This is a genomic window from Kribbella sp. NPDC002412 (assembly GCF_053592935.1).
Genome location: NZ_JBSFBL010000056.1, coordinates 27,012 through 49,359, shown reverse-complemented (window position 1 = coordinate 49,359; position 22,348 = coordinate 27,012). Strand labels below are relative to the sequence as shown.

Sequence of the window (22,348 nt, the reverse complement as noted above, 5' to 3'; positions counted from 1 at the left end):
GAGCTCGACATCTGGATCCGCGACAACGGCGAGTGGCTCGGCCGCGTCCGCGACAGTCCGGCCGCGTCACCTGGATCCCAGGCACCGACCTCCGCCCGCTGTAGGCGACTCGACGGCAGCCCACAACATGGAGAAGGGAGAGCCGCCGCCTGGCACCGTGAGGCCATCACCGCGGCCACAACGGACGTCGGCGTCGATCAACAGGGCAGGACATCCGGATCGGGGGCTATCCGTCGGTCGGGGGTCGCGGCGAGCAGGAGCCAGGACTGCAGCCACAGCGTGGCCAGCACGAGCACGAGCAACGGCCGTGCATCGGTGAGCAGAGTCCGCGGACCGGCGGCCACCTGCTCGCCAACCACAGGCGGGCCGGCGGCGAGTGGCGCGCTCAGGAACTCCCCTTGCCATTAGCGGCGGCGGCGCCGATAGGGTTCAGAACACATGGACTGAACGCGAATGCGCCAGTGGCGGCAAGCTATGGATGGTCGGAAACGTTCGCGAGAGATGACCGTGACCTGCCATTGAGACCTTCGGCTGTGGCGACGACGAACGCGTTCCAGTCCCACCCGGCGCGGCGGGCCACTGCGGCGTGATGGTGATGTTGAGTCCGAACAGGCTGACGATGGCCGCGGCCGGCAAATCGGCCGCTAACGCGATCAAGGCGGGCGTTGCGGGATGCTCGGACGGAAACGCCGTGCTGGCGCAGGTGTGGACAGAACCCAGGCGTTGATGTGGCCCTTGGTGCTGCGTCCTGGAACAGCCAGAACGGGCCACCGTTGGTCGAGGTGGTGATCAGCGCGAGCGCGCTCGGGTCACAGGGCGGGGCCGGTAGCTCATCGAGGAGCTTGCGCAGGCTAGGCGGCGAGGCGATCACCGGGGCGGTCAGAGTGAGGCGGAGACCGCTGGTGTGAGGTGTTCGTTGGCGAGCTCAACAATTCGGGTCAGCTGAATTCCGTAGAGCAGCAGGAGCGCGCCAGCCGCGCGCAGGTCGAGTGCCAGGTCGCTGTCGTGGAGGCAGCGCCCGTCGTCCCGGCGCCCCGTGCGGTGAATAACAAACCCGGTGGTTCGCGGCATCTAGGTGATCAAGGGGACGCAAAAGCGGCGAACGTCGGCCCGGCAGTGCTCGACCAACCACAGCCGATATCGCGGCCGAAAGAGGCGATTCTGGGGCTCTCGCGACGCTGATTGGAAGGACTTTGAGATGTTGCATGTTTCATTGGCGCTGGCGCCGCTGTGCGGTACGCCGGTACCGCGGCCACGACCGCGGACTGCGTTCACCGCGGGCGGGATCCTCCGACGGGTGATGCCGTTGCTCCTGACAGGGCCACTGGTGGGGCTGTTGCTCGGAGCGATGCCGCCCGCTCAGGCGGCAATTGGGATGCCGGCCGTCGCGAGCCCCGCCGCTTCCGCAATGAGCAATCCCAAGGTGACCACGATCCCTGTTGGCCTCGGGCCTGTTCGGGTCGCCACCAACCCACGAACCAACACCATCTACGTCACCAACAACAGCGACGGCACGATGTCGGTCATCAACGGAAAGAAGAGAACAGTGGTGGCCACCATCCCCGTCGGTGTCATGCCACTAGGGGTCGCGACCAACCCGCAGACTAACACCGCCTATGCGGTCGACCCCCACACCAGGACGATGTCGGTGATCGACGGAGCGGCCAACACGGTGACAGCCACGGTCACCTTGGGCTCCCACCCAGACGAGGCCGCGACCAACCCACAGACCAACACCATCTACGTCACTGACTCAGCCGCCCAAACAGTGTCGGTGATCGACGGAGCGACCAACACGGTGACGGCCACGATCCTCGGGATCTTCAATCCTCTGGGGGTAGCGACCAACCCGCAGACCAACACCGTCTACGTGACCGATGGGAGTCTCGGCAGGGTCGCGGTGATCGACGGAGCAACCAACACGGTGACCGCCACGATCTCTGTTGGCGGCAACCCGGCGCAGGTCGCGACCAACCCGCAGACCAGCACCGTCTACGTGACAGATGCGCCCAGTGGCGGCCCGGGCACGCTGTGGGTGATCGACGGGCAGACGAATACGGTTAAAGCAACGGTTTCCCTGGCCAACAACCCATTCGGCGGGGTGTCCCCGGTCGCGACCAACCCGGTGACCAATACCATCTACGTCGCTCACACCAACAGCGACCTCAGCGGCACCTTATCGGTGATCAGCGGACAGACGAACACGGTGACGGCCACAGTTCCCGTAGAGCAGTTCCCACTAGGGGTCGCGACCAATCCACTGACCAACACTGTCTATGTGGCAAACACTGGAAGCAGCTCGGTGTCGGTGATAGTCCGCACCTGACGCTAGCTGGCGTCTTCGACTTGCCGATCTCCGCCTCCGGGGCCGGCACCTTGTAGCCGTTCCAACCTGCGTCGGTCGCTGTAGCCGGTGCCCGACCGGTAGCTCCACGGGTTCAAGATCACTCATGTATGCGCAGGTGCCCGGACTGCCGAGCAGCGATTCCGCATCGCCGTCTGGCGCATCCCCGGTCAGGCTCGTACTGAGCGACTGCTACGCCGGGAGTCGGTCTACATCGGTCGGCGTGAGGTTGCTGCGGACGCCAGCTGCAGCGCGGCGACAGGACCATGTCTCTCAGCGGGGCACGTCCATGCGCTGGGTGCCGATGACGGACAACAGCCGCAGGGCTTCTTCGGACGGAGATCCGGGGTCAGCGGTGTAGATCACGACCCGCTGATCGCGGTCGGCGATGTCGAGGATGTCGCAGTTGACCGTGACCGGGCCGACCTGCGGATGCTGGAAGGTCTTGCACAGGGTCGGCTCGGCCGAGACGTCGTGGGAGGACCACAGCCGGGCGAACTCTTCACTTCCGGCGAGGAGGTCACGCACCAACTCGGCCACCCCTGGATCGTCGGGGTAACGGGCAGCCGCGGCGCGCAGATCCTGGGCCGAGCTGCGGGCGAACTCCTCCGCGTCCGAGACCCCGTACAGGCGCTGCCCCTGCGGGTGCGGTCCAAGGAACGCGCGGCGAACGAGATTGCGATCCCGCGGCGAGAGGGCTGAGAAGTCCTCCATGAGGGCGGCCGCCAGATGATTCCAGGCGACCACCTCGTACATCGCCGAGGTCACGATCGCAGCGGCCTGCGGCAGCCGCTCCAACAGGTCGCGGATGCTCTGCCGCACCAGGCGCGGGGGCCCCGGCGGCGGACCAGGCGGAGCGCCGGCGAGGTGGTGCAGGTGATCGCGTTCGGCGTCCGACATACGCAGGGCACGGGAAAGCCCAGCCAGGACCTCATGCGACGGGCGCGGCGCGCGAGCCTGTTCCAGTCGCGTGTAGTACTCAGTCGAGATGAATGCCAACTGTGCCACTTCCTCGCGGCGGAGTCCCGGAGTACGGCGGCGCGTCCCAGCAGGCAGCCCCACATCTGCAGGCGTGATCCGCTCGCGCCGGCTGCGGAGGAAGTCGGCCAGTTCTCGTCTGTCCACACTCCCAGTGTGCTCGGTGTCGCACGGCTATCCAGGTACCGCCGGTACCTGGTTGGCCTCGGCGCACTGCCGCAGGCTCGGTGACATGGACAACACACGAACGACTGACACAGTCACCACCGGCATGCTTGTGGACAAGGTCGCCTTCATCACCGGCGCCGGTCGCGGGATCGGCGCCGCCGCAGCTCGGCTTTTCGCCCGGGAAGGCGCCCGAGTACTCCTCGCGGCCCGGACGGAGGCACAACTGAAGGCAGTGACCGAGGAGATCCGGGCTTGGGGAGGCATCGCCGACTACGTGGTCTGCGATCTGGCCGACACAGCCAGCATCCGCGCTGCGATCGACCGGGCCGTGGACCTCTACGGCCGACTCGACATCGCCTTCAACAACGGCGCGGCGATCCAGCAACCCGGCCCCATGGACCAGATGGCGCAGGCCGACTTCGATCACATCTACGCCGTGAACCTCAGGGGTCCGTGGCTGGCCATGATCGCCGAGATCGCCGCCATCCGGGCTACCGCCGGAACAGGGGCCATCCTCAACAACTCCAGCGTCGGCAGCCTGATGGGCAACCCCGAGTTGCCGGCGTACGGCGCAATGAAGCGGGCCGTTAACAGTCTCACTGAGTCGGCCGCGGTCACCTACGGCCCGGAAGGTATCCGCGTGAACGCCATCGCCCCCGGCCACACCCAGACCGAGATGATCCGTACCTGGGAGGCGGACTCCCCCGGTCTCGCCGAACGACTCATCGCGCACACCCCGTTGCGCCGCGCTGCCGACCCCGAGGAAATCGCTCAGGCCGCGGCCTGGCTCCTCAGCGACCGCTCGTCGTACGTGACCGGTACGGTCCTTCGAGTCGACGGCGGCGCGCGGGCCTGATCACAGCTGGGCAGGCGGGGTGGCGCTGATTTCCGCTTCCAGCGCATCCTGGATGATCGCCGAGGTGCTCGGGTCGGCCGGGGATTCGTCCCGGTCGAGCATCGCGGCGTGTTGACCCCCGCGCTTGCTGATGTCGAACAAGGCCTGGTTGCAGAGGATAAGTAGCGTCGGTCACCGGGGGGTTGCTGACCTGCGTGGTACCACCAGCGGGCTCCATCCGGCGTCCGTTCGGCCACGGGCGGGTGTTGAGAATCGATCGTTTCTCGACACCGCCGTCGGCGGCGCCGATTGGCCCGCTGGTGGACCGGATCGGTGTCGAGAAAACGTGTCGAGAAGTCGGAGTGTAGAACAACTTGCCCTAGGCCCTTTCTCGTACAGTTCCGGCATGACGACCGTCGCGGACCTCGCACAGTTGGAACTCGAAGGTGATCCGATCGACCCGATCGGCGGCGGAGCGTTGATCGGGTACGCCCGGGTCTCGACCCGCGACCAGAGGCTGCACCGCCAGGTCGACGCTCTCACTGCGGCCGGTTGCCAGCGGATCTTCGAGGAGAAGCTCAGCGGCAAGAACACCGACCGCCCCGAGCTGGCCAAGTGCCTGGAATACCTGCGCCCCGGAGACACGATCGTCGTCCTCGAGCTGTGGCGTCTCGGTCGGAGCCTGCAGGACCTGATCTCTATCGTCGGCGAACTGCGCCGCCGTGGCATCGGGTTCAAGTCCCTGCACGAAGCACTCGACACCACCACGCCCGGCGGCCGGCTCGTTTTCCACGTCTTCGCCGCCCTGGCCGAGTTCATCCGCGAACTCATCGTCGAGGGCACCAACGAAGGCCTCGCCGCCGCGCGAGCCAGAGGCGTGCGACTCGGCCGGCCTCCGGCGATGACCCCGGAGCAGATCCACTCCGCCCGCACGCTGCTCACCCAGCCCGAGAACAGCGTGTCCTCGATTGCGAAGCTGCTCGGGGTGAGCCGGTCGACGATCTACAAGTACATCCCAGAGCTGACCAGACAGCCGACGCTCCCGATCGACGCCGAGCCGCAACCTGAGGCAGCCGCGTCCATCGAGGCACCGCAGCCGGCTCGGACGGCGAGTGAGCCCGGACCGACTGGCCGAGGGCCAGCGTGTCCGACTTGTGCCTACCGGCCGACCGACTCTCGCGAGCTCCAGCTGCACCGCGACGGTCTCGCCACTATCTGGTTGACCCTCGACCCCGACGATCCCGGGCGGGTCGTCGAGCGGCGCCACTGCGAACGATGCCAGCCGCACCGGGCGCGAATCGTCATGTGCGGGCTCTTCGACACAACCGTCATGCTCGGCGACGACCTGGCCGTACCCGAACTGTCTCCGCTCCCCCAGCCGGCCGTGCAGTGGCTCACAAAGAACGCTTGGAAACAGCACGACGGCGACTGGTACTGCGGCAAGCACACCAAGGCCAGGCAGTGAGCGGGTGGCCGAGCGACTGGAGGTACACACGCTCAGAGGTCGACTGGTCGAGCCGATCAACGTCAAGGAGCGGTGACCAACCTGCCGCCGATTAACGGCAGAATCGGGTCCGGCGCACGAGGGGGCGTCACGTTCAGCCTTGGCGGCTGACTGGCTCAGGTGACGATGGGGCAGGGCGTCCACGACCTGCCGTGGCCCTGGCCGTCCGAGCTCGCCCACCGACTCGTCCACCTGGAGCCACTGCACGCCTTCCTTCCCGAGGACCACGTCCTGGCCGGCAAGAGCGAGCTACGCCCGGCCGATCTGCGCGAGTGGGGCATCGATGCCGGACCCGGCGGGCGCGGCCGAGTGGCGCGGCTACCTGACGCGGCTCGCCGAGCGGTTCGGCGTACCGCTGCGCTTCACTGCTCCGGCCATCGGCCAGCGCCACCTGGTCGACCAGTTCCTGCGGGAGAAGATGGCCATCGGCCTGGGCGAGATGAGCATCGACGCCACCGGATCCGGCTTGCGGAGAGTCCCGATCGTCGAGCCGACCCCCCTTGCTGCCGTGGTCGGTCGTGTGGCATCGCCGCAACCCACGCCCGCTGCTGCAGACCTTGATCGGCAACCTGCGCACCGTCGCCCTGCCGGGTCCGCCAGACCTGGACCACTGGGTGCCCGATCCGGACTTCCTGCCCGTGGACTGACCACCGGACGGCTCACCGCTCCCGGTAGAGCACGAGGTGCTCGTGGTACAGGACTCCTTCGCGGACGTCGCCGGTGGCGGTGAAGCCGGTGTCGTCGACGTAGTCGATGTGGCTGCCGGTGACGGTGTAGCGGCCGGTGTAGGCCCGGGCGCGGCCGTCGCGTGCTTCCTCGTAGCGGCCGTTCGGCAGGAGTTCCTGGCGGATGCGGCCGTCGGCGGTGACCCACATCCCCACGTAGGGGTGGGAAGCGGAGGACGGAGGGGTGGACGGCCGGCGCGCACCGGACCCGTCAGTGGTGCAGGCGGCCAGGGTGACAAGTAGGCCGAAGATGGGGAGGTTCTTCCTGATCACGGTCTGGTCCTTTCAAGAGAAGCCCGGCCGTCATTGCCAGGGTTCGAGCAGTTGGGTGGTCAGCTGGTGCAGTTCGTCCTGGGCGGCGCGGTCGCGGGCGAACTGGCTCGGTTCCGCGGGGCTGCCGTCGTCGAGGTACGCGCCGGACGTCACGCCGGGTGCCGTCGCGGCCTCGACGACATTCCGGCCGCCGTGCTCGGTCGGCGCGCCACCGACGCCGTACATGGCGTGCAGGAGGCCGGTGCTGATCACGCCAGGGCTGATGCTGACGATCGAGGGCGCGGCCGGCCGCCGAGCGAGCCACAACGCGTGCATGATCATCGCCAGCTTCGACCGGGCATAGGCGATGGTCGGGCTGTAGGTGTGGCGCTCGAGCTGGAGGTCGTCCAGGTGCAGGTTGGCCGACAGGTGGGTCGCCGAGGAGACGTGGACGACGCGCCCAGCCGGTTCTTCCGCCAGCAGCGGCGTGAGGCTCTCGGTCAGCAGTACTGCGGCCAGGTAGTTGACCTGGAGGGTCGTCTCGTACCCGTTGGCGCTGAGCCGGCGCTCGGCAGGTCCTGGCCGGCCCGCGTTGTTGACCAGGACGTCCACGTGCCCGGTCAGGTCGCGGATCCGGCCGGCCAGGGTGACGACCTCGTCCAGGTTGTCGAAGTCGGCCTGGAGGTAGTCGATCCTGGCCTTGCCGCCGAGCCGGGACAGCACGGGCTGCACAGCGGTCCGGGTCTCGGGCCCGTGCAGGATGAGATGGGTGGACTCGTCGCGGGCCAACTGCTGCGCTGCGGCCAAGCCGATACCGCTCGTCGCCCCGGTCAGGACGACCGTGCGCCAGGACGGACCGTACTCGTCGGCTACGAGGTCGGTCATGACAATTCCTTTCGGTGCTTGGGTGTCAGGCGTTGCGAGCAGCCTGCAGAACGCGGTCGCGTGACTCGCGAACTTCGTCCCGCAGCGCCTGCAGGTCGATGTCCAGCACGGTGCCGGCCCACTTGCGGACCTGGCCGGCGATGAACACGGCGTCGATGTTGCGCGGGTCGGAGCCGAGCACGAGCGTGCCGATCGGGTCGTTCAGCGGCATGTTGTTCAGGTCCTCGGCGCGGACGACCAGCAGATCGGCCTGCTTGCCCGGCGTGAGCGAGCCGGTGACGTCGCCGAGCCCGATCGACCGGGCGCCTTGCAGGGTAGCGAAGTCGAGCACGTCCTGGACACCGATCCGGGTGGGTGTCCCGGTGGTGCCGTAGGCGCCGTTGACGGCGCGCATCCGCTGGATCGCGTGCAGGGTTCGCATCTGGGTGAACATGTCGCTGGCCAGGGCGACCTCGACGTCGATGCTCAGGCCGGGCCGGATCCCGACCGCGAGCGCCTCGTCGATGGCTGGGACCGCGCTCTCCAGGCCGATCTGGGCGTCCGAGGTGGGCGCGAGCGAGACAGCGGTGCCGGTGTCGGCCGTCGCCTGCCACGCCTCCGGGGTCAGGCCCGTGCAGTGGATGAGGCTGACGTGCGGGCCCAGCAGGCCGTCCTTCGCCCAGGCGACGACGGCGTTCGACGAGGGGACGCCGAAGACGGCGTCGACGCTCACCCCGATGCCCAGGTCGCGGGCGACCCGGGCGAGCCGGTCGCCGTACGCCAGGTCGGGCCCGGCGATCTCGTCGGTGGCCAGCGTGGCCAGGCGCAGGGTGACGAGTTGGTCGTCGGAGCCGAAGTACTGCTCCTTCAGCCGGGACAGGTCGGCCGGCCACTGGCCGTCCCACTCGCCGAAGTGCGGCCGCATCGACGCGTGCACGCCGCGGATGCCGGTGTCGAGCAAGGCCTGGATGGCGCTGTCGGAGTGCGCGGCGGTGCGGGAGTTGTGGGAGAAGTCGAGCATGGTGGTGATGCCGCTGTCGATCGCGGTCAACGCGGCTAGCCTGGTCCCGACGTACACGTCGTGGGGCCGGTACGCCGGGGCGATGCCGGACAGGGTGGACATCACGTACTCGCCCAGGTCGTTCACGTCCGGCATGATCCGGCGCAGCTGCGCCTCCCAGGCGTGGCGGTGGGTGTCGACGAAGCCCGGGGCCAGGACCGATCCGGTCACGTCGATCACCAGCGTGCCGTCGGCGGCCCCGTCGGCACCGCGCAGATCCGGGCCTATGGCAACGATCTTGTCGTCCGCGACGAGCAGGTCGCCCTGGGGCAGCACCCCGAGCTGGGGGTCCATGGTGACGATGGCGGCGCCGGTCAGCAGGATCCGCCGGCCGGGCTCGTCGGAGTGGCTGCGCAACTGGTCCACCACAGCGGCTGCGGGCGTGGTTCCGAGGTTGTTCATTCAGATCACCTGCGCCGTCGGCAGGATGGTGATCTCGGTCAGGTTGACGTGCGCCGGCAGGGCGGCCATGAAGGCCACGGTCTCGGCGACGTCGGACGACTGCAGCACGTCGATCTGCTCGATCAGGTCCGCCATCAGCCGGGTGGCGTCGGGGTCGGTGACGTGGTCGGGCAGTTCGGTGTCGACCATGCCGGGCTCGATGGTCGCCACCCGGATGTTCTTCGGGCCGAGCTCGACCCGCAGCAGCCGGGTCAGGTGGCTGATGTAGGCCTTGGTGCCGGAGTAGACGGAGAACTTCTCCAGGATGCGCGTCGCCGCGATCGACGAGGTAGTGATCAGGTCGGCGGGGCGGCTGGCCTCGGCGGTCGCGGTCAGCTGGGGCAGGAAGGCGCCGATGACGTTCATCACGCCGGTGACGTTCAGGTCGATCTGGCGCTGCCAGTCGTCCATGCGGAGCTCGGTGATGCCGGAGATCAGCTGGACGCCGGCGTTGTTGAAGACGAGATCGGCGGTGCCGAGCTGCTCGGCGACCTGATCGGCCGCGGCCTGGACGGCGTCCCGGCCGGTGACGTCGACGGGGACGGCGACCGCGGTCCCGCCGGCACCGCGGATCGAGTCCACCAGCGCGTCGAGCTTGTCCTTGCGCCGGGCGAGCACGGCGACGTTCGCGCCGAGCTCGGCCAGCCGCTGGGCGGTGGCGGCGCCGATGCCGCTGGAGGCGCCGGAAACCACGGCGACGCGACCGGCCAGCGGAGTACCTGTGAGCAGAGCAGACATGACAAACACCTCTTTCAGGAGTTCACAAGACAGTGGGGGGAGGTGCCGGGGAATCGGCCCCGGCGGGTGATGCGGGTGCGGACCGTGCGCCGGGTTACGCCGCGGTGGCGTCGTCGTGGGCGGTGGCTGCGGACTTCTCGCGCCACGGGGCCAGGTCCTGCTCGATCTGGTCCAGCTTGACCTGCAGCCGCTCGAGCGTGTCGGGGCCGAGGTACAGGTGCGTCGGCAGCTGGTCCTGCGTGCTGACCTCGTAGATCAGGGCCGCGCTCTTGACCGGGTCGCCGAGCTGGGTGTGGTTCGCGGTGCCGACCCAGTCCAGCGTGACGTGGGCGGGCGTGCCGTCGTACTCGGTGATCCGGGTGCTGGGCAGCGACAGCGAGGTGGCGTCCAGGAAGTCGGTCCGCAGGACGCCCGGCTCGACCACCATGGACTGGATGCCGAACGGCGCCAGCTCCTTGGACATCGACTCGCTGATGCCTGCGACGGCGAACTTCGAGGCGCAGTACAGGCCCACGCCCGGCTCGCCCTCGAACCCGGACCGCGAACCGATGTTGACGATCTTGCCCGAGCCCTGGCGGCGCATCACTGGCAGCACGGCGCGGGTCATGTCGATCAGCGCGAAGACGTTGAGGTCGAATAGCGAGCGCGCCTCGGCGTCTGTGATCTCCTCCACCGCGCCCAGCAGACCGCGACCGGCGTTGTTGACCAGGACGTCGATCCCGCCGAACCGCTCGACCGCGGCCTGCACGGCGGCGGGAATCTGCTCGGCCCTGGTCACGTCCAGCTCGACCCCGAGCACGTGGTCGGACGTCTTCAGGTCGTCCGGCAGCCGGCCGAGGTCGCGCGCCGCGACCACGACGTCGTTGCCGCCGGCCAGTGCGGTGCGGGCGATCTCCGCGCCCAGACCGCGGGAGGCTCCGGTGATGAACCAGGTGGCCATGATGTCCTTCTTTCGGCTTGGCTCCGGCGGGAGGTTCCCGCCGCTGACAGCCATGAGTCTGTCGAGGCCGCCAGGGCCGAAGAAGTTCGCGGATTTCCTGGGAGTGCCCTACCTAGGAACAGCGTCGGAGTGGGCGCGCAGGGCCTGGTCGGCGCCCTCGCGCAGCCGGTCGAACGCGACCGCGGTCGGGCTCGCGGGCTCGGCCTGGTAGACGACGAGCTGCTGGTCGGGAGCCCCGTTCACGGTGAACGCCGAGAACTGGATGTGCAGGTCGCCGACCTGCGGATGGCGCAGGTGCTTGCCCTCCTGGGTCTTGGGCTTCACGTCGTGGCGGGCCCACAGGTCGGCGAACTCCGAGCTCTGCGCCGAGAGGTCCGCCACCACCTCGGTGATCCGCGCCGACTCCGGATCGTGCCCGTAGGCGAAGCGCAGCTCTGCCACGCAGGAGTGCGCGGCCCGCTCCCACTCCTGGTAGAAGTCCCGCCCCGCCGGGTCCAGGAAGACCATGCGAGCCAGGTTGTCCGTCGGGGTGAACCCCACGTGCAGCGCGGTGGCCATCGTGTTGCCCGCGAGGATGTCGAGCGCCGGCCCCAGCACGAACGCCGGAGACGTGGACCAGCCGTCCATGAGCTGCAGCAGCTGCGGGCTGACAGGAGTCTCCTCCGCCCGGCTCCAGCGGCGCGACTCCGGCGCCTGGACCAGCCTCCACAGGTGCTCGGTGGCGACGGCGTCCAGCCGCAGCGCCTGTGCCACGGCCTCGACCACCTGCGGAGAGGGGCTGGACTCGCGGCCTTGCTCCAGCCGTACGTAGTAGTCGCTGCTCATCCCGGCCAGCATCGCCACCTCCTCCCGGCGCAGGCCCTTGACCCGGCGACGGCCGTACTCCGGGAGTCCGACGTCTTGCGGCTTGAGGGCATCGCGACGGGCGCGCAGGAAGTCGCCCAACGGTGTGCTGTCGCTCATGCCGCAAGATTAGACGGCCTGCCACCTGTTCGGAGTGGTTGTCCACGAAGCCCTCCTCCCCCCGTATCCAGGGTGTAACGTGCCCAGGCTGAGCAGCGGTTCCGACCCGGTCTTGCGCCTAACCTCGAGATCATGGGCAGTGACGAGACCAACCCGCTGGGCGACTTCCTGCGCGCGCGGCGTGCAGACCTACGTCCCGAGCAGGTCGGCCTGGTCGGGGGCAACCGCCGCGTCCCCGGACTGCGCCGCGACGAGGTGGCGATGCTGGCCGGCCTGAGCGTCGGCCACTACACCCGCCTGGAACAAGGGAAAGAGCTGCACCCCACCCGCCAGACCGTGGCGAGCCTCTCCCACGCGCTGCGCTTGGACAATGCGGCGTCGCTGGAGCTGTACCGGCTGGCGCGCCCGGTCGCCCGAAGAAGCCGCCCCAGCCGCATCGAACGGGCCACTCCCGAGGTGCTCCGGCTGCTCAACGACTGGATCGTGGCCCCTGCCTACCTCCTGGGCCGGTCCCAGGACGTGCTGGCACGCAACCCGCTGGCGGCAGCGCTGCACAACCGGTTCGTCTTCGGTGACAACCTGTTGCGGATGGTCTTCCTCGACCCAGCGGGACGGGAGTTCTTCCGCGACTGGCGCGCCACCGCGCGCGCCGCCGTGCACGACCTCCGCCAGGCCGCCCGCGAAACCCCCGACGAGCAAGGCCTTCGGGAACTGGTCGGCGAACTGTCGATCGCCAGCCCCGACTTCCAGCGCCTGTGGGCCGCCCGCGATCCGCGCGGCCGGATCCACCGGAACGGCCACTACTACCACCCCGACATCGGCGAACTGCACCTCCGCCCGCAGCTGTTCTCGATCACCGACCACCCCGGCCAGCACCTGATCGCCGAACCAGCCGAGCCCGGCTCCCCCTCGGCCGACGCCCTCGCCCTCCTGGGCTCCCTGGTCCCCCAGTCCTGACCCGCACCTACCCCAGCAGCCGGCTGGCGAGCGCGTCGGCGGCCGCTCCGACGGAGAGCAGGCTCGGCGTGACGAACGACGCCCCCGCCGCGATGCCGCCCAGCAGGTGGACCTGGGCGGACCGCGCCGAGGTGGTTTCGGAACGGGGTTCCGAACATCTCGAGATGCGTGTTGGCATATCGGACCGAGCGAGCTCCTGTTGTTCCAAAAACGACCGTTTGCGGAACAGTGGTACGCCTCCCCGGCGCCGCGAACTGCCCGACGTCACCCGGTAGACACATCGTCGCGGCTCGGGCACGGTGGATTCCGGGATGCCGCGTCACCGTGGCTGGCACTGCGGGAGGGGAACTGTGCCGACCTCACGCAAGCGTGCACAAGCACCGAGTCTGGTTGGCCTGCGTCGCGACCGCGACCGCGCACGGACGCCGAACATGGGACCTCTGGTCTTGTACGCATCCGTAGCTGTCGCCGCGGCGGTGGCCGGCGCGGTCGCGCTCTACCTGATCCTGGCCTGGCTGCTTCGCATCGAGCCACATCCCCAAACGGCGACAGCCGAACAGCAAAAACTGCTCGCCGACATGGTGAAGATCGCCCTCGGCCTGGCGGCCGGCATAGGAGCCGCCGTCGCTCTCATCGTTGGCTACCGACGCGCGCGCGTTGATGAGTCTGCTAGCCACCGAGACGACCAGCGGCTGTTCAGCAGCCGATACCAGGACGCCGCCGACCTCATCGGCCATGACAAAGCCGCAGTCCGGCTCGCTGGTATCTACGCGATGTCGCGACTCGCGGACGACTGGGACGAACAGCGGCAACAGTGCATCGACGTACTCTGCGCTTACCTGCGGCTGCCCTACGACCCGGACGACACCAGGAGAATGCCTGGACGGACTCGACGGAGTCGCCACCACACGGAGACGCTCGGCCAGATCGAGCAGAGCAAACCCGGAGAACGGCAGGTCCGCGACACTGTCATCCGACTCATCGGGGCGCACCTGCAACCGAAGGCTAGGCGCCCCTGGCAACGGCATGATCTCGACTTCACCGGAGCTGTCTTCGACGGCGGCGACTTCAGCGGTGCGGTGTTCTCCGGCGGCAACGTCAGCTTCGCGGGCGCGGTGTTCTCCGGCGGCACCGTCGACTTCAGCGGTGCGGTGTTCTCCGGCGGCACCGTCAACTTCGCCGGCGCGGAGATGTCCGGCGGCACCGTCAGATTCGGCAGCGCGGAGATCTCCGGCGGCGACATCGACTTCAGCGGCGCGACGATCTCCGGCGGCACCGTCAGCTTCGGCGGCGCGGAGATCTCCGACGGCGACATCAACTTCTTCGGCGCGACGATCTCTGGCGGCACCGTCAACTTCAACGGTGCGATGATCTCCGGCGGCAACGTCAGCTTCGACAGCGCGACGATCTCCGACGGCAACGTCACCTTCATCCGCGCGAAGATCTCTGGCCGCAATGTCAGCTTCCTCAGCGCGACGATCTCCGGCGGCAAGGTCAGCTTCAGCGGCGCGACGATCTCCGACGGCAACGTCAGCTTCGGCAGCGCGGAGATCTCCGGCGGCACCGTCCACTTCATCAGGACGGAGATGTCCGGCGGCACCGTCAACTTTGCCGGCGCGAAGATGTCCGGCGGCACCGTCAACTTCAACCAGGCGATGTCCGGCGGCACCGTCCACTTCAACCACGCGAAGATCACCGGCAGCAACGTCAACTTCGGCGCCGCGAGGATCTACGACGGCATCGTCAGCTTCAACCGCACAGAGCTCCTCGGCGGCAACATCAACATGAGCGGGCAATTCTTCGGCGGCACCGTTGAGTTCACCGGCGCGATCTTCTCCCGCGGCACGATCAACTTTGCCGGCGCGGAGTTTTCCAGTGGCACGCCACTCGTCGACTTCAGCGGAGCGACGTTCTTCGGCGACAGCGGCAACGTGGACCTTTCCGATGCAATCCTCCCAGACGGCAGCCCGGCGACAGAGGGTCTTCCTGAAGCACCGTGCGCGGGACTGATCATGCCGCTGGTGACGCAGACCTCACCGGGTGAGCCCCCGCCCGACTGATCGCCAGGCGCATTCTCACCGTTTGCCGCACAGGGTGAGGACCCCCGAGCGCGTTCCTCGAGGTCCTCTGGTCGGCGCGGTTTGATCTGACGGCTACTGCTGCTCGCTCGGGCCGAGTAGGGGCGGTGATCTGTTCCAGGGTGAATTCGGCGATGTCCCGGCGCCGACAGATCCGGGTACGAGCGGATGTTCAGAACCCCGCGATGCCGATGTCGATCTCGTCGACGGATCGAGGCAGGCCGGCCGGTGCCGCCGGCATGTGCGGGAAGGTCACGGGTACAGGCACAGTCCAGCTGATGCCGTCGATGGTCACCGTGCAGCGGAGCTGGACTGTCAGGCCCGCGGCGCGCAAGGGGTCGCCGGTCCAGATTCCCTTGACAGCAGTCGTACCGGCCTCGACGGCGGGCAGCGCGACCGACCTCCCGAAGTTGAATACCTCTTCATCTGGGCTGGCGCCCAGGCCGGTGATGGCCTTCTCGTCGTGCCTGGCCGTGAGGGTGATTTCGCCTGAATCGATGTCCCGGTCACAACTGAACTTGAGAGCGTGTCCCCCGAGCTCGTGCTGTTCCCGGCCAAGCTCCAAAACGATGTTCGGGGTTGCTTGCCGGTGCCAGTCGTCGTACTGGATCTTGCGTGCCGCACGCGCCTCTTCCAGGGCACGCTCAGCGATCTCGTTCGCTGCTGCGGTCGCCACATTGGCCAGGCGCACCTCCTCCAGCGCAGCTGAGGAGATCTCGTTGGCCTTCATCATCGTGGCGGTGGCCTGCCGTGCCTCTTCCAGCGCTGCTTCGGATGTCTCGTTCGCCGCGGCGGTCAGCTTGTTGGCTCTCCTCGAGCTACGTAGCGCCAAGGTCGCCGGCACTGCTCCTACTGCTGCACCGATCAGCGCGCCGATCAGGCCGTCCCACAGTTGCAAATCGCTCATGCTTGGCGTCCCTCAGTCGTGGGTTTTGGCTGTGTGGCCGTTTCTCGATCGGCTCAGGCCGCGGCCGCGGGTGACGATCACCACGAAGTCCAGCCGATCCAGGTGAACACCGCGATGGCTCCGGCGATGACAGTGAAGAGGGCGACGAAGAGACCGCGCTTGCGAAGCCGCGCCCAGAACCCTGCCGGCTCTTCCGTGGGAGCAGGGGTCGTGTTGTCGTGACCGGCCAAAGTCGCGTCCTCGCCGTCCGCGGACTGGGTGCCCACCACGGAGGAGTTCTTTCCACTGGCGGCCTGACTCCCGATCGCGGTGCTGTGGTCGGTGGCCAGGACGGCGGAGTGTGCGTCCGGAACGGAGACGTTCGGCCGCTGGTGGTGCTGGGTCGTGTGGTTCACGGTGGGTCGGCCGCCGTTGAAGATGTACATCACAGCCCGATCGGCGTTCGCCTGGTCAGGCACCTCTTCGCCGTCCGGAGTCATAGAGACCAGATCGGCGACTAGCTCCGCCAGCGCGGTACGGATGTGAACCAGGACGCCCTTGATCGACGCGTTGGGGACCTTGTAGTACAACGCCGACACTCTGGTGGTGCTCTGCTCGACGTTGTGCTCTTGCAGCCAGCTACCCAGGAGGTCCGACCAGTCAGGACTCAGGTGATGAGGTTCGTTGCTCTGATCTCCTGCCGCCACCATGGCTTCGAGTTCGCCAACCCCGGCGCCCAGATTCAGCTGCTCCACCGGAACCATCTCGGCAATGGCATCGGGGAGAGCACTCGGCGGGATCCGCTGCTCGCGGCCGTTGTACCCGAAGGGGTTGGTGAGCATCGCGTACAGCGGCACATGAAGCCGCCGGTACTTCGGAAGCACGATGCCCTCGTCGTAGCCGTTGAGCTCGTGCCGGGCCCACTCCCGCATCTTGTCCGAGCCAGCTCTGCCACCGAGCACGATGACCTTCTGGAGCAGCGCCGACACCGGGGTGCTGCGCGAGTAGCCCCCGAGCTTTTGAAGACATGTCGAGCATCCTCCTTCCAAGAGGACCGTTTTCTTGAATGACGGTGGGTGTGCTGTCGGCACGGACCGACAGCACACCCCCCACCAGCTGAACTACTTGTCGTCGACCGGAGGCATGGTCACCGGGGGCGGCGGGGCCTGGGGGACTCGAGGTTGTCGACCACGCTGTGCAGCTTGCGCGCCACCGTGGATCGTCAGACACCAGGACCCTCACGGTCCGCTGCCGCTGCGGCCTGGCGAGTTTCGGCCGCGGTCAGACGGTGCGCGTGCACGTTCCAGACCTGGAGCGCTTCCTGGTGCTGCGCCTCCTGGTCCGCCCGGTGCTTGGGACTCGCGGAGGAGCCGACGAGGAGCTTCCAGGTGCTCAGCTCGGCGTCGTTGTCAGACGCTGCTCCCCGGCCCGAAGAAGAGCGTGGGAAACCGCGAGCCGCGAGCGCACGTCGACCGACTCCCGCAGCTCGAGCGACTCCAGGGCACGCAGGGTGTAGTGCTCCAGGTCGAGGCTCAGCCGCTTCTCGGTGTCCAGACGGTCCCGGACCTGGCGCAGCTCGGCCTGCTCGCCAGCGGTGGCTCCGAGTCCGCCGGCGAACTGGTAGAGCCCACCGACGCTCGGCAGCCGGCGTCCGGAGAACCACTCGCCCAGGGTGCTGCGGGGGATGCCGGTCTCGGCCGCTAGCGCTCGGAGGGAGAACGGCTTGCTGGCCAGCTGCTCGGCCTTCATGGTCGCGAAGGCGCGCAGGTGTTCACCGAACCCCGCAGGGGTGGTGATGTGCCGGAGCGGCAGGGCGGCATCGTTGTTGCTGGCCTTGTTCGTTTCGGACCGGACCACGTCGTTGGTCGCGATCCAGAACTGCTCCCACAGCCGGAGACCGGCGCGTGGGTCACGCCGCAGGCGACCAGGTAGGCGCGGACGACGAGCCAGCTCGCCAGCTCGTCACCGCCCGCGGCCCGCACCATGTGCGCGTGGCTGTACGGCGTACGAGCCGCCAGCTCGCGGTACGTGAGTCCGGCCAGCTCGTGGACCTCACTGTGCAGACGCAGCGCGAACACCAGCCCGACCGACTCCGCCTGCAACCGGCGGGCGACGAACCCGAGGGTGAGCGCCGACGCCTCGTCCAGCCACTGAGCGTCGTCGACCACACAGACCATCGGCTGCTTCTCGGCCGCCTCGGAGAGCAGTCCGAGGACCGCCAGCCCGACGGCGAACCGGTCCGGGGGCGCCTCCGCGCTGAGCCCGAACGCCGTCTCGATCGCGTGGCGTTGCGGCTCGGGCAGTCGCCCCCTCAGGTGGAGCATCGGCGCGCACAGCTGATGCAGACCGGCGTACGGCAGCTCCATCTCGTACTCGACGCCGGCCGCGTTCGCCACCCGGAAATCGGATGCGCTGCTCCGCAGGTACTCCAGCAGCGCCGATTTCCCGACACCCGGCTGCCCGCGCACTACCAGCACCTGACTGTGGCCAGAACGAACAGTGCCGAGGAGCCGATCCAGTACGGCGCACTCGTTGTGCCGACCGCGCAACCCATAACGCGGATGTTCGGTCGACATATCCTGGACGCTACAGCGCCCCCTGAACACTGCCAACTACCTTCTCACTCGCCTTGGTCGGGCCAGTTACTGGCCGTGTTCCTCATGCAACACAGGCAACCGACTGAGGCTCGGGGTTTGCCACCGGGCTCGAGGACGAGCGCCGCTCCCAACTGGCCGTGAAGGCATCAGCAAGCAATGGCAGCAGCTCGTCCAGGTCCGCGTCCTCGACCCTTGAGAACACGAAGCTGTCGGCGGCCTCCTCAGGCCGATGATCGATGAGCACGAGTCCGAGGTGCTCGAAGAGGGCAGGACCTGCGCCAGCGGTGGTCTGCCGCCCGGCCAGCCGACCATGCACTGAGGCAGGACTCGTCCGCCTCCCACGCAACGTCGGGCGGCGCTGGTGTCGTGTACTCGTCGGCAGTGACCATGGCGCGCATCCACGACCAGGCTAGGACCCTCGCCTGACCGCCGTCGATGGTGCCGCGGGTGGGGCCCGGATCGCGCTCGACGTGGTCGATTGATGCCACCGGCATGGGCCTCGCCGGTGAGTGGATACCCGTGGAGCTCGTCACGACCCTTTGCGTTCGCACCCGGCAGCGACCTCGTCGACACCCTCGTCAATCTCAGCCCATACGGCGGCGACCAGTCGTCGAGTCTTCTGGACGGCCCCCGCGCCGGTCCGTCACCACGGAGCACACCTTCGCACGCCAACCGCATCGGCCCGATCCAGGGTTGGTGCCATGCCACCCAACTAATGCACCATCTCGCGGATGTCATCTGCCGACACTTCAAGGGCATTCAGCTCGGCCTCCGCCGCCTTCTTCTCCGCGTATGCGGCGTTGTACGGCTCGGCGTATCCGGCGTTGTACGGCTCAGTCAGAGCGCCACGCACCGACCCGGAGCCTGCACCTCCCTCTCCAGAGCCGACCTCGTCCGGCGTCGCCGCGACGGAGTCCGATCGGCTGCTGGTGCTCCCTGGGGGCAGGTCACCAGGACGGGTGACACCGCACTGTTGCTGCCGTCGACAGAGTCGCCCGAGGATGGCGTTCGCCGGCTGCTGACGAGCTGAATCAGCTCGGGACGGTGCGTCAACCGTCCATCACCGACCGCGAGAGCGTTGCCATCGTCAGGACGACGGGAGGAAGCTGAAAGTCCAGCAACCCGAGGAGTTTTCGTGAGCATGCACACCGAGCCACTGGGGCACGAGCACCTGCCGGACGACGGCTGCGAGACTGTTCCACACGATGATCACGTGGACCATCTCCACGACGGCGAACAACACCCGGAGAGCAAGGTTCACCCCGACCACGGTCAGCCACACACCGAGGACGACGGCTGCGAGACCGTCCTGCACGGAGACCACGTCGATCACGTACACGATGGGCACCGGCACTATCAGCACGGCGACCACGTCCACGAGCACTGACGAAGTGCCGGCGGCCTTTCCCTGCGCCGGCCGACATGGCAGGAGTCGCATCTGTGATCAGTACGCCGGGTTTCGCGGGCACCGGGCACCGACTTCGGCGGATGACCGGGTCGTTGTCAATGGCAACGTAATCAATGCCACGGGGTACCCGGCAATCAACCTCAGCCAGCACCCTGACGCGGATCCATCGCGGGCTGCTGCCAGAGTTCGATCCCAGTTGCACCGTCGGGATCGCCGCCGGTGTGTCCGGTATGGCCGGCGTGCTCTGGCTGATCATTGCCACTGGTTGCCAGGTCGGCGGTGACAGCCGGAGTCGACCAGTTCAACGCCGCCCGCAGGTCGGTGACGTTCTGGCCGGCGAAGCGCAACCTTCGGGGTAGGAAGAGGACAATCAAGGCCGCAACGGGCGCAGGGGCAGCGACGTCTGCTCACGGAGCCCTGAACGTGACACCCACGTCCAGAGTCCCAGGCCGGATCACACGAGTTGCTCGCGAACGGCGTCGGCGACTTCGCGGGTGCCGTGCTGACCGCCGAGGTCCGGGGTTCGTGGGCCGTCGGCCAGTACGGCGTCGACCGCCTGGTTGAGGTCCGCGGCTGCCCTGGTCTCGCCGAGGAAGTCGAGCATCAGCGCCGCGGTGCTGATCTGCCCGACAGGGTTGGCGATCCCCCGGCCCGCGATGTCCGGGGCCGAACCGTGCACTGGTTCGAACATCGACGGGTACGTCCGTTCCGGGTTGAGGTTGCCGCTGGCCGCGACGCCGATCGATCCGACGCACGCGGCGGCAAGGTCGGACAGGATGTCGCCGAAGAGGTTCGACGCGACGATGACGTCGAACTGCTGCGGGCGCGACACCATCGCGGCGGCGAGCGCGTCGATCAGCACGCTGCGCAGTTCCACGCCGGGCTGTTGGGCGACGGCCTCGGCCACGACCTCGTCCCAGAACGGCATCGAGTGGATGATCCCGTTCGATTTCGTTGCCGAGGTCAACTTCCCGGACCGCCGCGCGGCCAGCTCCGCCGCGTACGCCGCGACACGCGCCGTGCCCTTCCTGGTGAACACCGCCTCCTGGACGGCCAGCTCGGCGTCCGTTCCCCGGCCGAACCGGCCGCCGACCTCGGAGTACTCGCCCTCCACGTTCTCCCGCACGATCATCAGGTCGGTGCCGTCGGGATCGGCGAGCGGACTGCGGACACCCTTCACATACCGCGCCGGCCGCAGGTTGACGTACTGCTGGAAACCACGGCGGATCGGAATCAAAAGCCCCCACAAGGTGATGTGGTCCGCGATGTCCGGTGCGCCGACGGCACCGAAGAACACCGCTTCGTGCCGCGCGAGCTGGTCGAGGCCGTCGGCAGGCATCATCGTGCCGTGCGCGCGGTAGTGGTCGGAGCCCCAGGGATACGGGGCCCAGTCGACGGAGAATCCGTGCCGGGCGCCGAGCGCGTCCACGACGTCCGTCGCGGCGGGCACGACCTCATGACCGATGCCGTCGCCGGCGATCACCGCGACCGAATAGTTCCTGCTCACTGGTCTCCTCCAGTCACGAGCCCGGGCCATGCCGCGGCAACCCCCGCATGACGGATCTCGCCCGCATCGACATTCAAACCTTCGGCCAGCAACGGATCCGCGGCGAGCGCCTCGTGGACGCCGGCACCGGCCAGCCGGCGGACATAGGGCAAGGTCGCGTTCGTCAATGCGCGCGTGGAGGTCCGCGGTACGGCGCCCGGCATGTTCGCGACGCAATAGTGGGCGATCCCGTCGACGCGGTACGTCGGTGCGTCGTACGTCGTCGGCCGGGACGTCTCGAAGCAACCACCTTGGTCGATCGAGACGTCGACCAGTACGGCGTCCTGCTTGAGCTTCGCCAAGTGGTTCCGCCGTACCAGCTTCGGGGCGGCGGCGCCGGGAAGCAGAACCGCACCGATGACGACGTCCGCTCCGGCGAGTTCCTCCTCGAGCGCCAGCGGGTCCGACATGACGATGCGCGCGCGGCCGTCGAACAGCTCACCGAGCTGGCGGATGCGGCGAGGAGACGCATCCAGGACGGTCACCTCGGCCTGCATCCCCACTGCCACCAGGGCCGCCTGGGTGCCGACCACTCCCCCGCCGACGATGACGACGCGAGCCGGTGGCACGCCAGGCACCCCGCCCATGAGGATGCCCGGACCGCCACTCGGATGTTGCAACTGGTTGGCCGCCGCTTGTGCTGCCAGCCGACCGGCGACCTCGCTCATCGGCGCCAGCAGCGGCAGTTGCCCGTCGGCATCACGCACGGTCTCGTAGGCGATCGCGGTGGTCTTCGCCGCCATCAGCGCCGCCGTCAACTCACGGTCGGCCGCAAGGTGCAGGTAGGTGAAGACAGCCAGGTCGGGACGCAGGTGTTCGTACTCGCGTGCGATCGGCTCCTTCACCTTGACGAGGAGTTCGGCCTCGCCCCACGCGCGTTCGGTGGACACGATGCGGGCCCCGGCCCGGATGTAGTCCTCGTCGGCGAAACCCGCGCCGAGACCGGCGCCCTGCTCCACGACGACCTCATGACCGTCCGCCACCAGGGCGGCTGTCCCGGCCGGTGTCAGACCGACTCGCCGCTCGGCCGGCTTGATCTCCTTGACAACACTTACTCGCATGAT

Annotated in this window: 23 protein-coding genes; 6 read left to right on the top strand and 17 right to left on the bottom strand. The window is 68.2% G+C overall.

The features are described 5' to 3' along the window. Positions 1-1,300: 1,300 nt before the first annotated feature. Positions 1,301-2,326 carry a YncE family protein gene (locus tag ACWCOV_RS33830; protein WP_449833424.1) on the top strand — a complete coding sequence of 342 codons (1,026 nt, stop codon included), beginning with the start codon at positions 1,301-1,303 and terminating at the stop codon, positions 2,324-2,326. A 291-nt stretch (positions 2,327-2,617) separates the two neighbouring features. Here ACWCOV_RS33830 and ACWCOV_RS33825 read toward each other — a convergent pair whose 3' ends face one another. Continuing rightward, the gene (locus ACWCOV_RS33825) at positions 2,618-3,469 is read right to left on the bottom strand and encodes a helix-turn-helix transcriptional regulator (RefSeq protein WP_449833423.1); all 852 of its coding nucleotides are present in this window, start codon (positions 3,467-3,469) and stop codon (positions 2,618-2,620) included. A gap of 85 nt (positions 3,470-3,554) precedes the next feature. Here ACWCOV_RS33825 and ACWCOV_RS33820 point away from each other — a divergent pair, with 85 nt between their 5' ends. Then, complete coding sequence (locus ACWCOV_RS33820; protein WP_449833422.1) at positions 3,555-4,346, top strand: SDR family NAD(P)-dependent oxidoreductase; 792 nt, start codon at positions 3,555-3,557, stop codon at positions 4,344-4,346. Here the strand turns inward: ACWCOV_RS33820 and ACWCOV_RS33815 are convergent, their stop codons facing one another. Then, a complete protein-coding gene (locus ACWCOV_RS33815; protein WP_449833421.1) occupies positions 4,347-4,487 on the bottom strand; it encodes a hypothetical protein in 141 nt (46 codons plus the stop codon). Positions 4,488-4,731: 244 nt separating this feature from the next. Between ACWCOV_RS33815 and ACWCOV_RS33810 the strand changes: the two genes are divergently transcribed. Together ACWCOV_RS33810 and ACWCOV_RS33805 are read left to right on the top strand one after the other, a co-directional pair. After that, the gene (locus tag ACWCOV_RS33810) at positions 4,732-5,790 is read left to right on the top strand and encodes a recombinase family protein (RefSeq protein WP_449833420.1); all 1,059 of its coding nucleotides are present in this window, start codon (positions 4,732-4,734) and stop codon (positions 5,788-5,790) included. A 557-nt stretch (positions 5,791-6,347) separates the two neighbouring features. Next, positions 6,348-6,476, top strand: coding sequence for a hypothetical protein (locus tag ACWCOV_RS33805; RefSeq protein ID WP_449833419.1), 129 nt, complete (start codon positions 6,348-6,350; stop codon positions 6,474-6,476). A gap of 12 nt (positions 6,477-6,488) precedes the next feature. Here the strand turns inward: ACWCOV_RS33805 and ACWCOV_RS33800 are convergent, their stop codons facing one another. The 6 genes from ACWCOV_RS33800 to ACWCOV_RS33775 all read right to left on the bottom strand — a co-directional run bounded on the left by ACWCOV_RS33800 (position 6,489) and on the right by ACWCOV_RS33775 (position 11,812). Beyond that, complete coding sequence (locus ACWCOV_RS33800) at positions 6,489-6,827, bottom strand: Atu4866 domain-containing protein (RefSeq protein ID WP_449833418.1); 339 nt, start codon at positions 6,825-6,827, stop codon at positions 6,489-6,491. 30 nt (positions 6,828-6,857) lie between these two features. Beyond that, positions 6,858-7,691 (bottom strand): SDR family NAD(P)-dependent oxidoreductase, encoded by an 834-nt coding sequence (locus ACWCOV_RS33795; protein ID WP_449833417.1) that lies wholly within the window; start codon positions 7,689-7,691, stop codon positions 6,858-6,860. Positions 7,692-7,716: 25 nt separating this feature from the next. After that, a complete protein-coding gene (locus tag ACWCOV_RS33790) occupies positions 7,717-9,132 on the bottom strand; it encodes an amidohydrolase family protein (RefSeq protein ID WP_449833416.1) in 1,416 nt (471 codons plus the stop codon). Then, entirely contained in the window at positions 9,133-9,909 is a 777-nt protein-coding gene (locus ACWCOV_RS33785; RefSeq protein WP_449833415.1) for an SDR family oxidoreductase, read from the bottom strand. 94 nt (positions 9,910-10,003) lie between these two features. Next, complete coding sequence (locus ACWCOV_RS33780) at positions 10,004-10,849, bottom strand: SDR family NAD(P)-dependent oxidoreductase (RefSeq protein WP_449833414.1); 846 nt, start codon at positions 10,847-10,849, stop codon at positions 10,004-10,006. Positions 10,850-10,957: 108 nt separating this feature from the next. Beyond that, complete coding sequence (locus ACWCOV_RS33775) at positions 10,958-11,812, bottom strand: helix-turn-helix transcriptional regulator (protein ID WP_449833413.1); 855 nt, start codon at positions 11,810-11,812, stop codon at positions 10,958-10,960. A 132-nt stretch (positions 11,813-11,944) separates the two neighbouring features. Here ACWCOV_RS33775 and ACWCOV_RS33770 point away from each other — a divergent pair, with 132 nt between their 5' ends. Further along, positions 11,945-12,769 carry a helix-turn-helix domain-containing protein gene (locus tag ACWCOV_RS33770; RefSeq protein ID WP_449833412.1) on the top strand — a complete coding sequence of 275 codons (825 nt, stop codon included), beginning with the start codon at positions 11,945-11,947 and terminating at the stop codon, positions 12,767-12,769. Positions 12,770-13,200: 431 nt separating this feature from the next. Then, the gene (locus tag ACWCOV_RS33765; protein ID WP_449833411.1) at positions 13,201-14,829 is read left to right on the top strand and encodes a pentapeptide repeat-containing protein; all 1,629 of its coding nucleotides are present in this window, start codon (positions 13,201-13,203) and stop codon (positions 14,827-14,829) included. Between the two features lie 190 nt (positions 14,830-15,019). On the opposite strand, the gene ACWCOV_RS33760 is transcribed toward ACWCOV_RS33765, so the two are convergent. From ACWCOV_RS33760 to ald, 9 genes are all read right to left on the bottom strand, one after another. After that, complete coding sequence (locus ACWCOV_RS33760) at positions 15,020-15,745, bottom strand: hypothetical protein (protein ID WP_449833410.1); 726 nt, start codon at positions 15,743-15,745, stop codon at positions 15,020-15,022. Positions 15,746-15,831: 86 nt separating this feature from the next. After that, positions 15,832-16,722 (bottom strand): AbiTii domain-containing protein, encoded by an 891-nt coding sequence (locus ACWCOV_RS33755; protein WP_449833409.1) that lies wholly within the window; start codon positions 16,720-16,722, stop codon positions 15,832-15,834. Between the two features lie 403 nt (positions 16,723-17,125). Further along, positions 17,126-17,482, bottom strand: coding sequence for a helix-turn-helix domain-containing protein (locus ACWCOV_RS33750; RefSeq protein ID WP_449833408.1), 357 nt, complete (start codon positions 17,480-17,482; stop codon positions 17,126-17,128). Continuing rightward, entirely contained in the window at positions 17,479-18,309 is an 831-nt protein-coding gene (locus ACWCOV_RS33745) for an AAA family ATPase (RefSeq protein WP_449833407.1), read from the bottom strand. The genes ACWCOV_RS33750 and ACWCOV_RS33745 overlap by 4 nt, the downstream gene beginning before the upstream one ends. A 733-nt stretch (positions 18,310-19,042) precedes the next feature. Further along, positions 19,043-19,183 carry a hypothetical protein gene (locus tag ACWCOV_RS33740; protein WP_449833406.1) on the bottom strand — a complete coding sequence of 47 codons (141 nt, stop codon included), beginning with the start codon at positions 19,181-19,183 and terminating at the stop codon, positions 19,043-19,045. A 234-nt stretch (positions 19,184-19,417) separates the two neighbouring features. Continuing rightward, positions 19,418-19,768, bottom strand: a complete 351-nt coding sequence (locus tag ACWCOV_RS33735; RefSeq protein WP_449833405.1) for a hypothetical protein — start codon at positions 19,766-19,768, stop codon at positions 19,418-19,420. Between the two features lie 110 nt (positions 19,769-19,878). Beyond that, positions 19,879-20,112 (bottom strand): hypothetical protein, encoded by a 234-nt coding sequence (locus tag ACWCOV_RS33730; protein ID WP_449833404.1) that lies wholly within the window; start codon positions 20,110-20,112, stop codon positions 19,879-19,881. An 80-nt stretch (positions 20,113-20,192) separates the two neighbouring features. Further along, positions 20,193-21,245, bottom strand: coding sequence for a tartrate dehydrogenase (locus ACWCOV_RS33725; protein WP_449833403.1), 1,053 nt, complete (start codon positions 21,243-21,245; stop codon positions 20,193-20,195). Continuing rightward, positions 21,242-22,345: an alanine dehydrogenase gene (ald, locus tag ACWCOV_RS33720; RefSeq protein ID WP_449833402.1), complete on the bottom strand. Its 1,104-nt coding sequence runs from the start codon at positions 22,343-22,345 to the stop codon at positions 21,242-21,244. The genes ACWCOV_RS33725 and ald overlap by 4 nt, the downstream gene beginning before the upstream one ends. Positions 22,346-22,348: the final 3 nt, after the last annotated feature.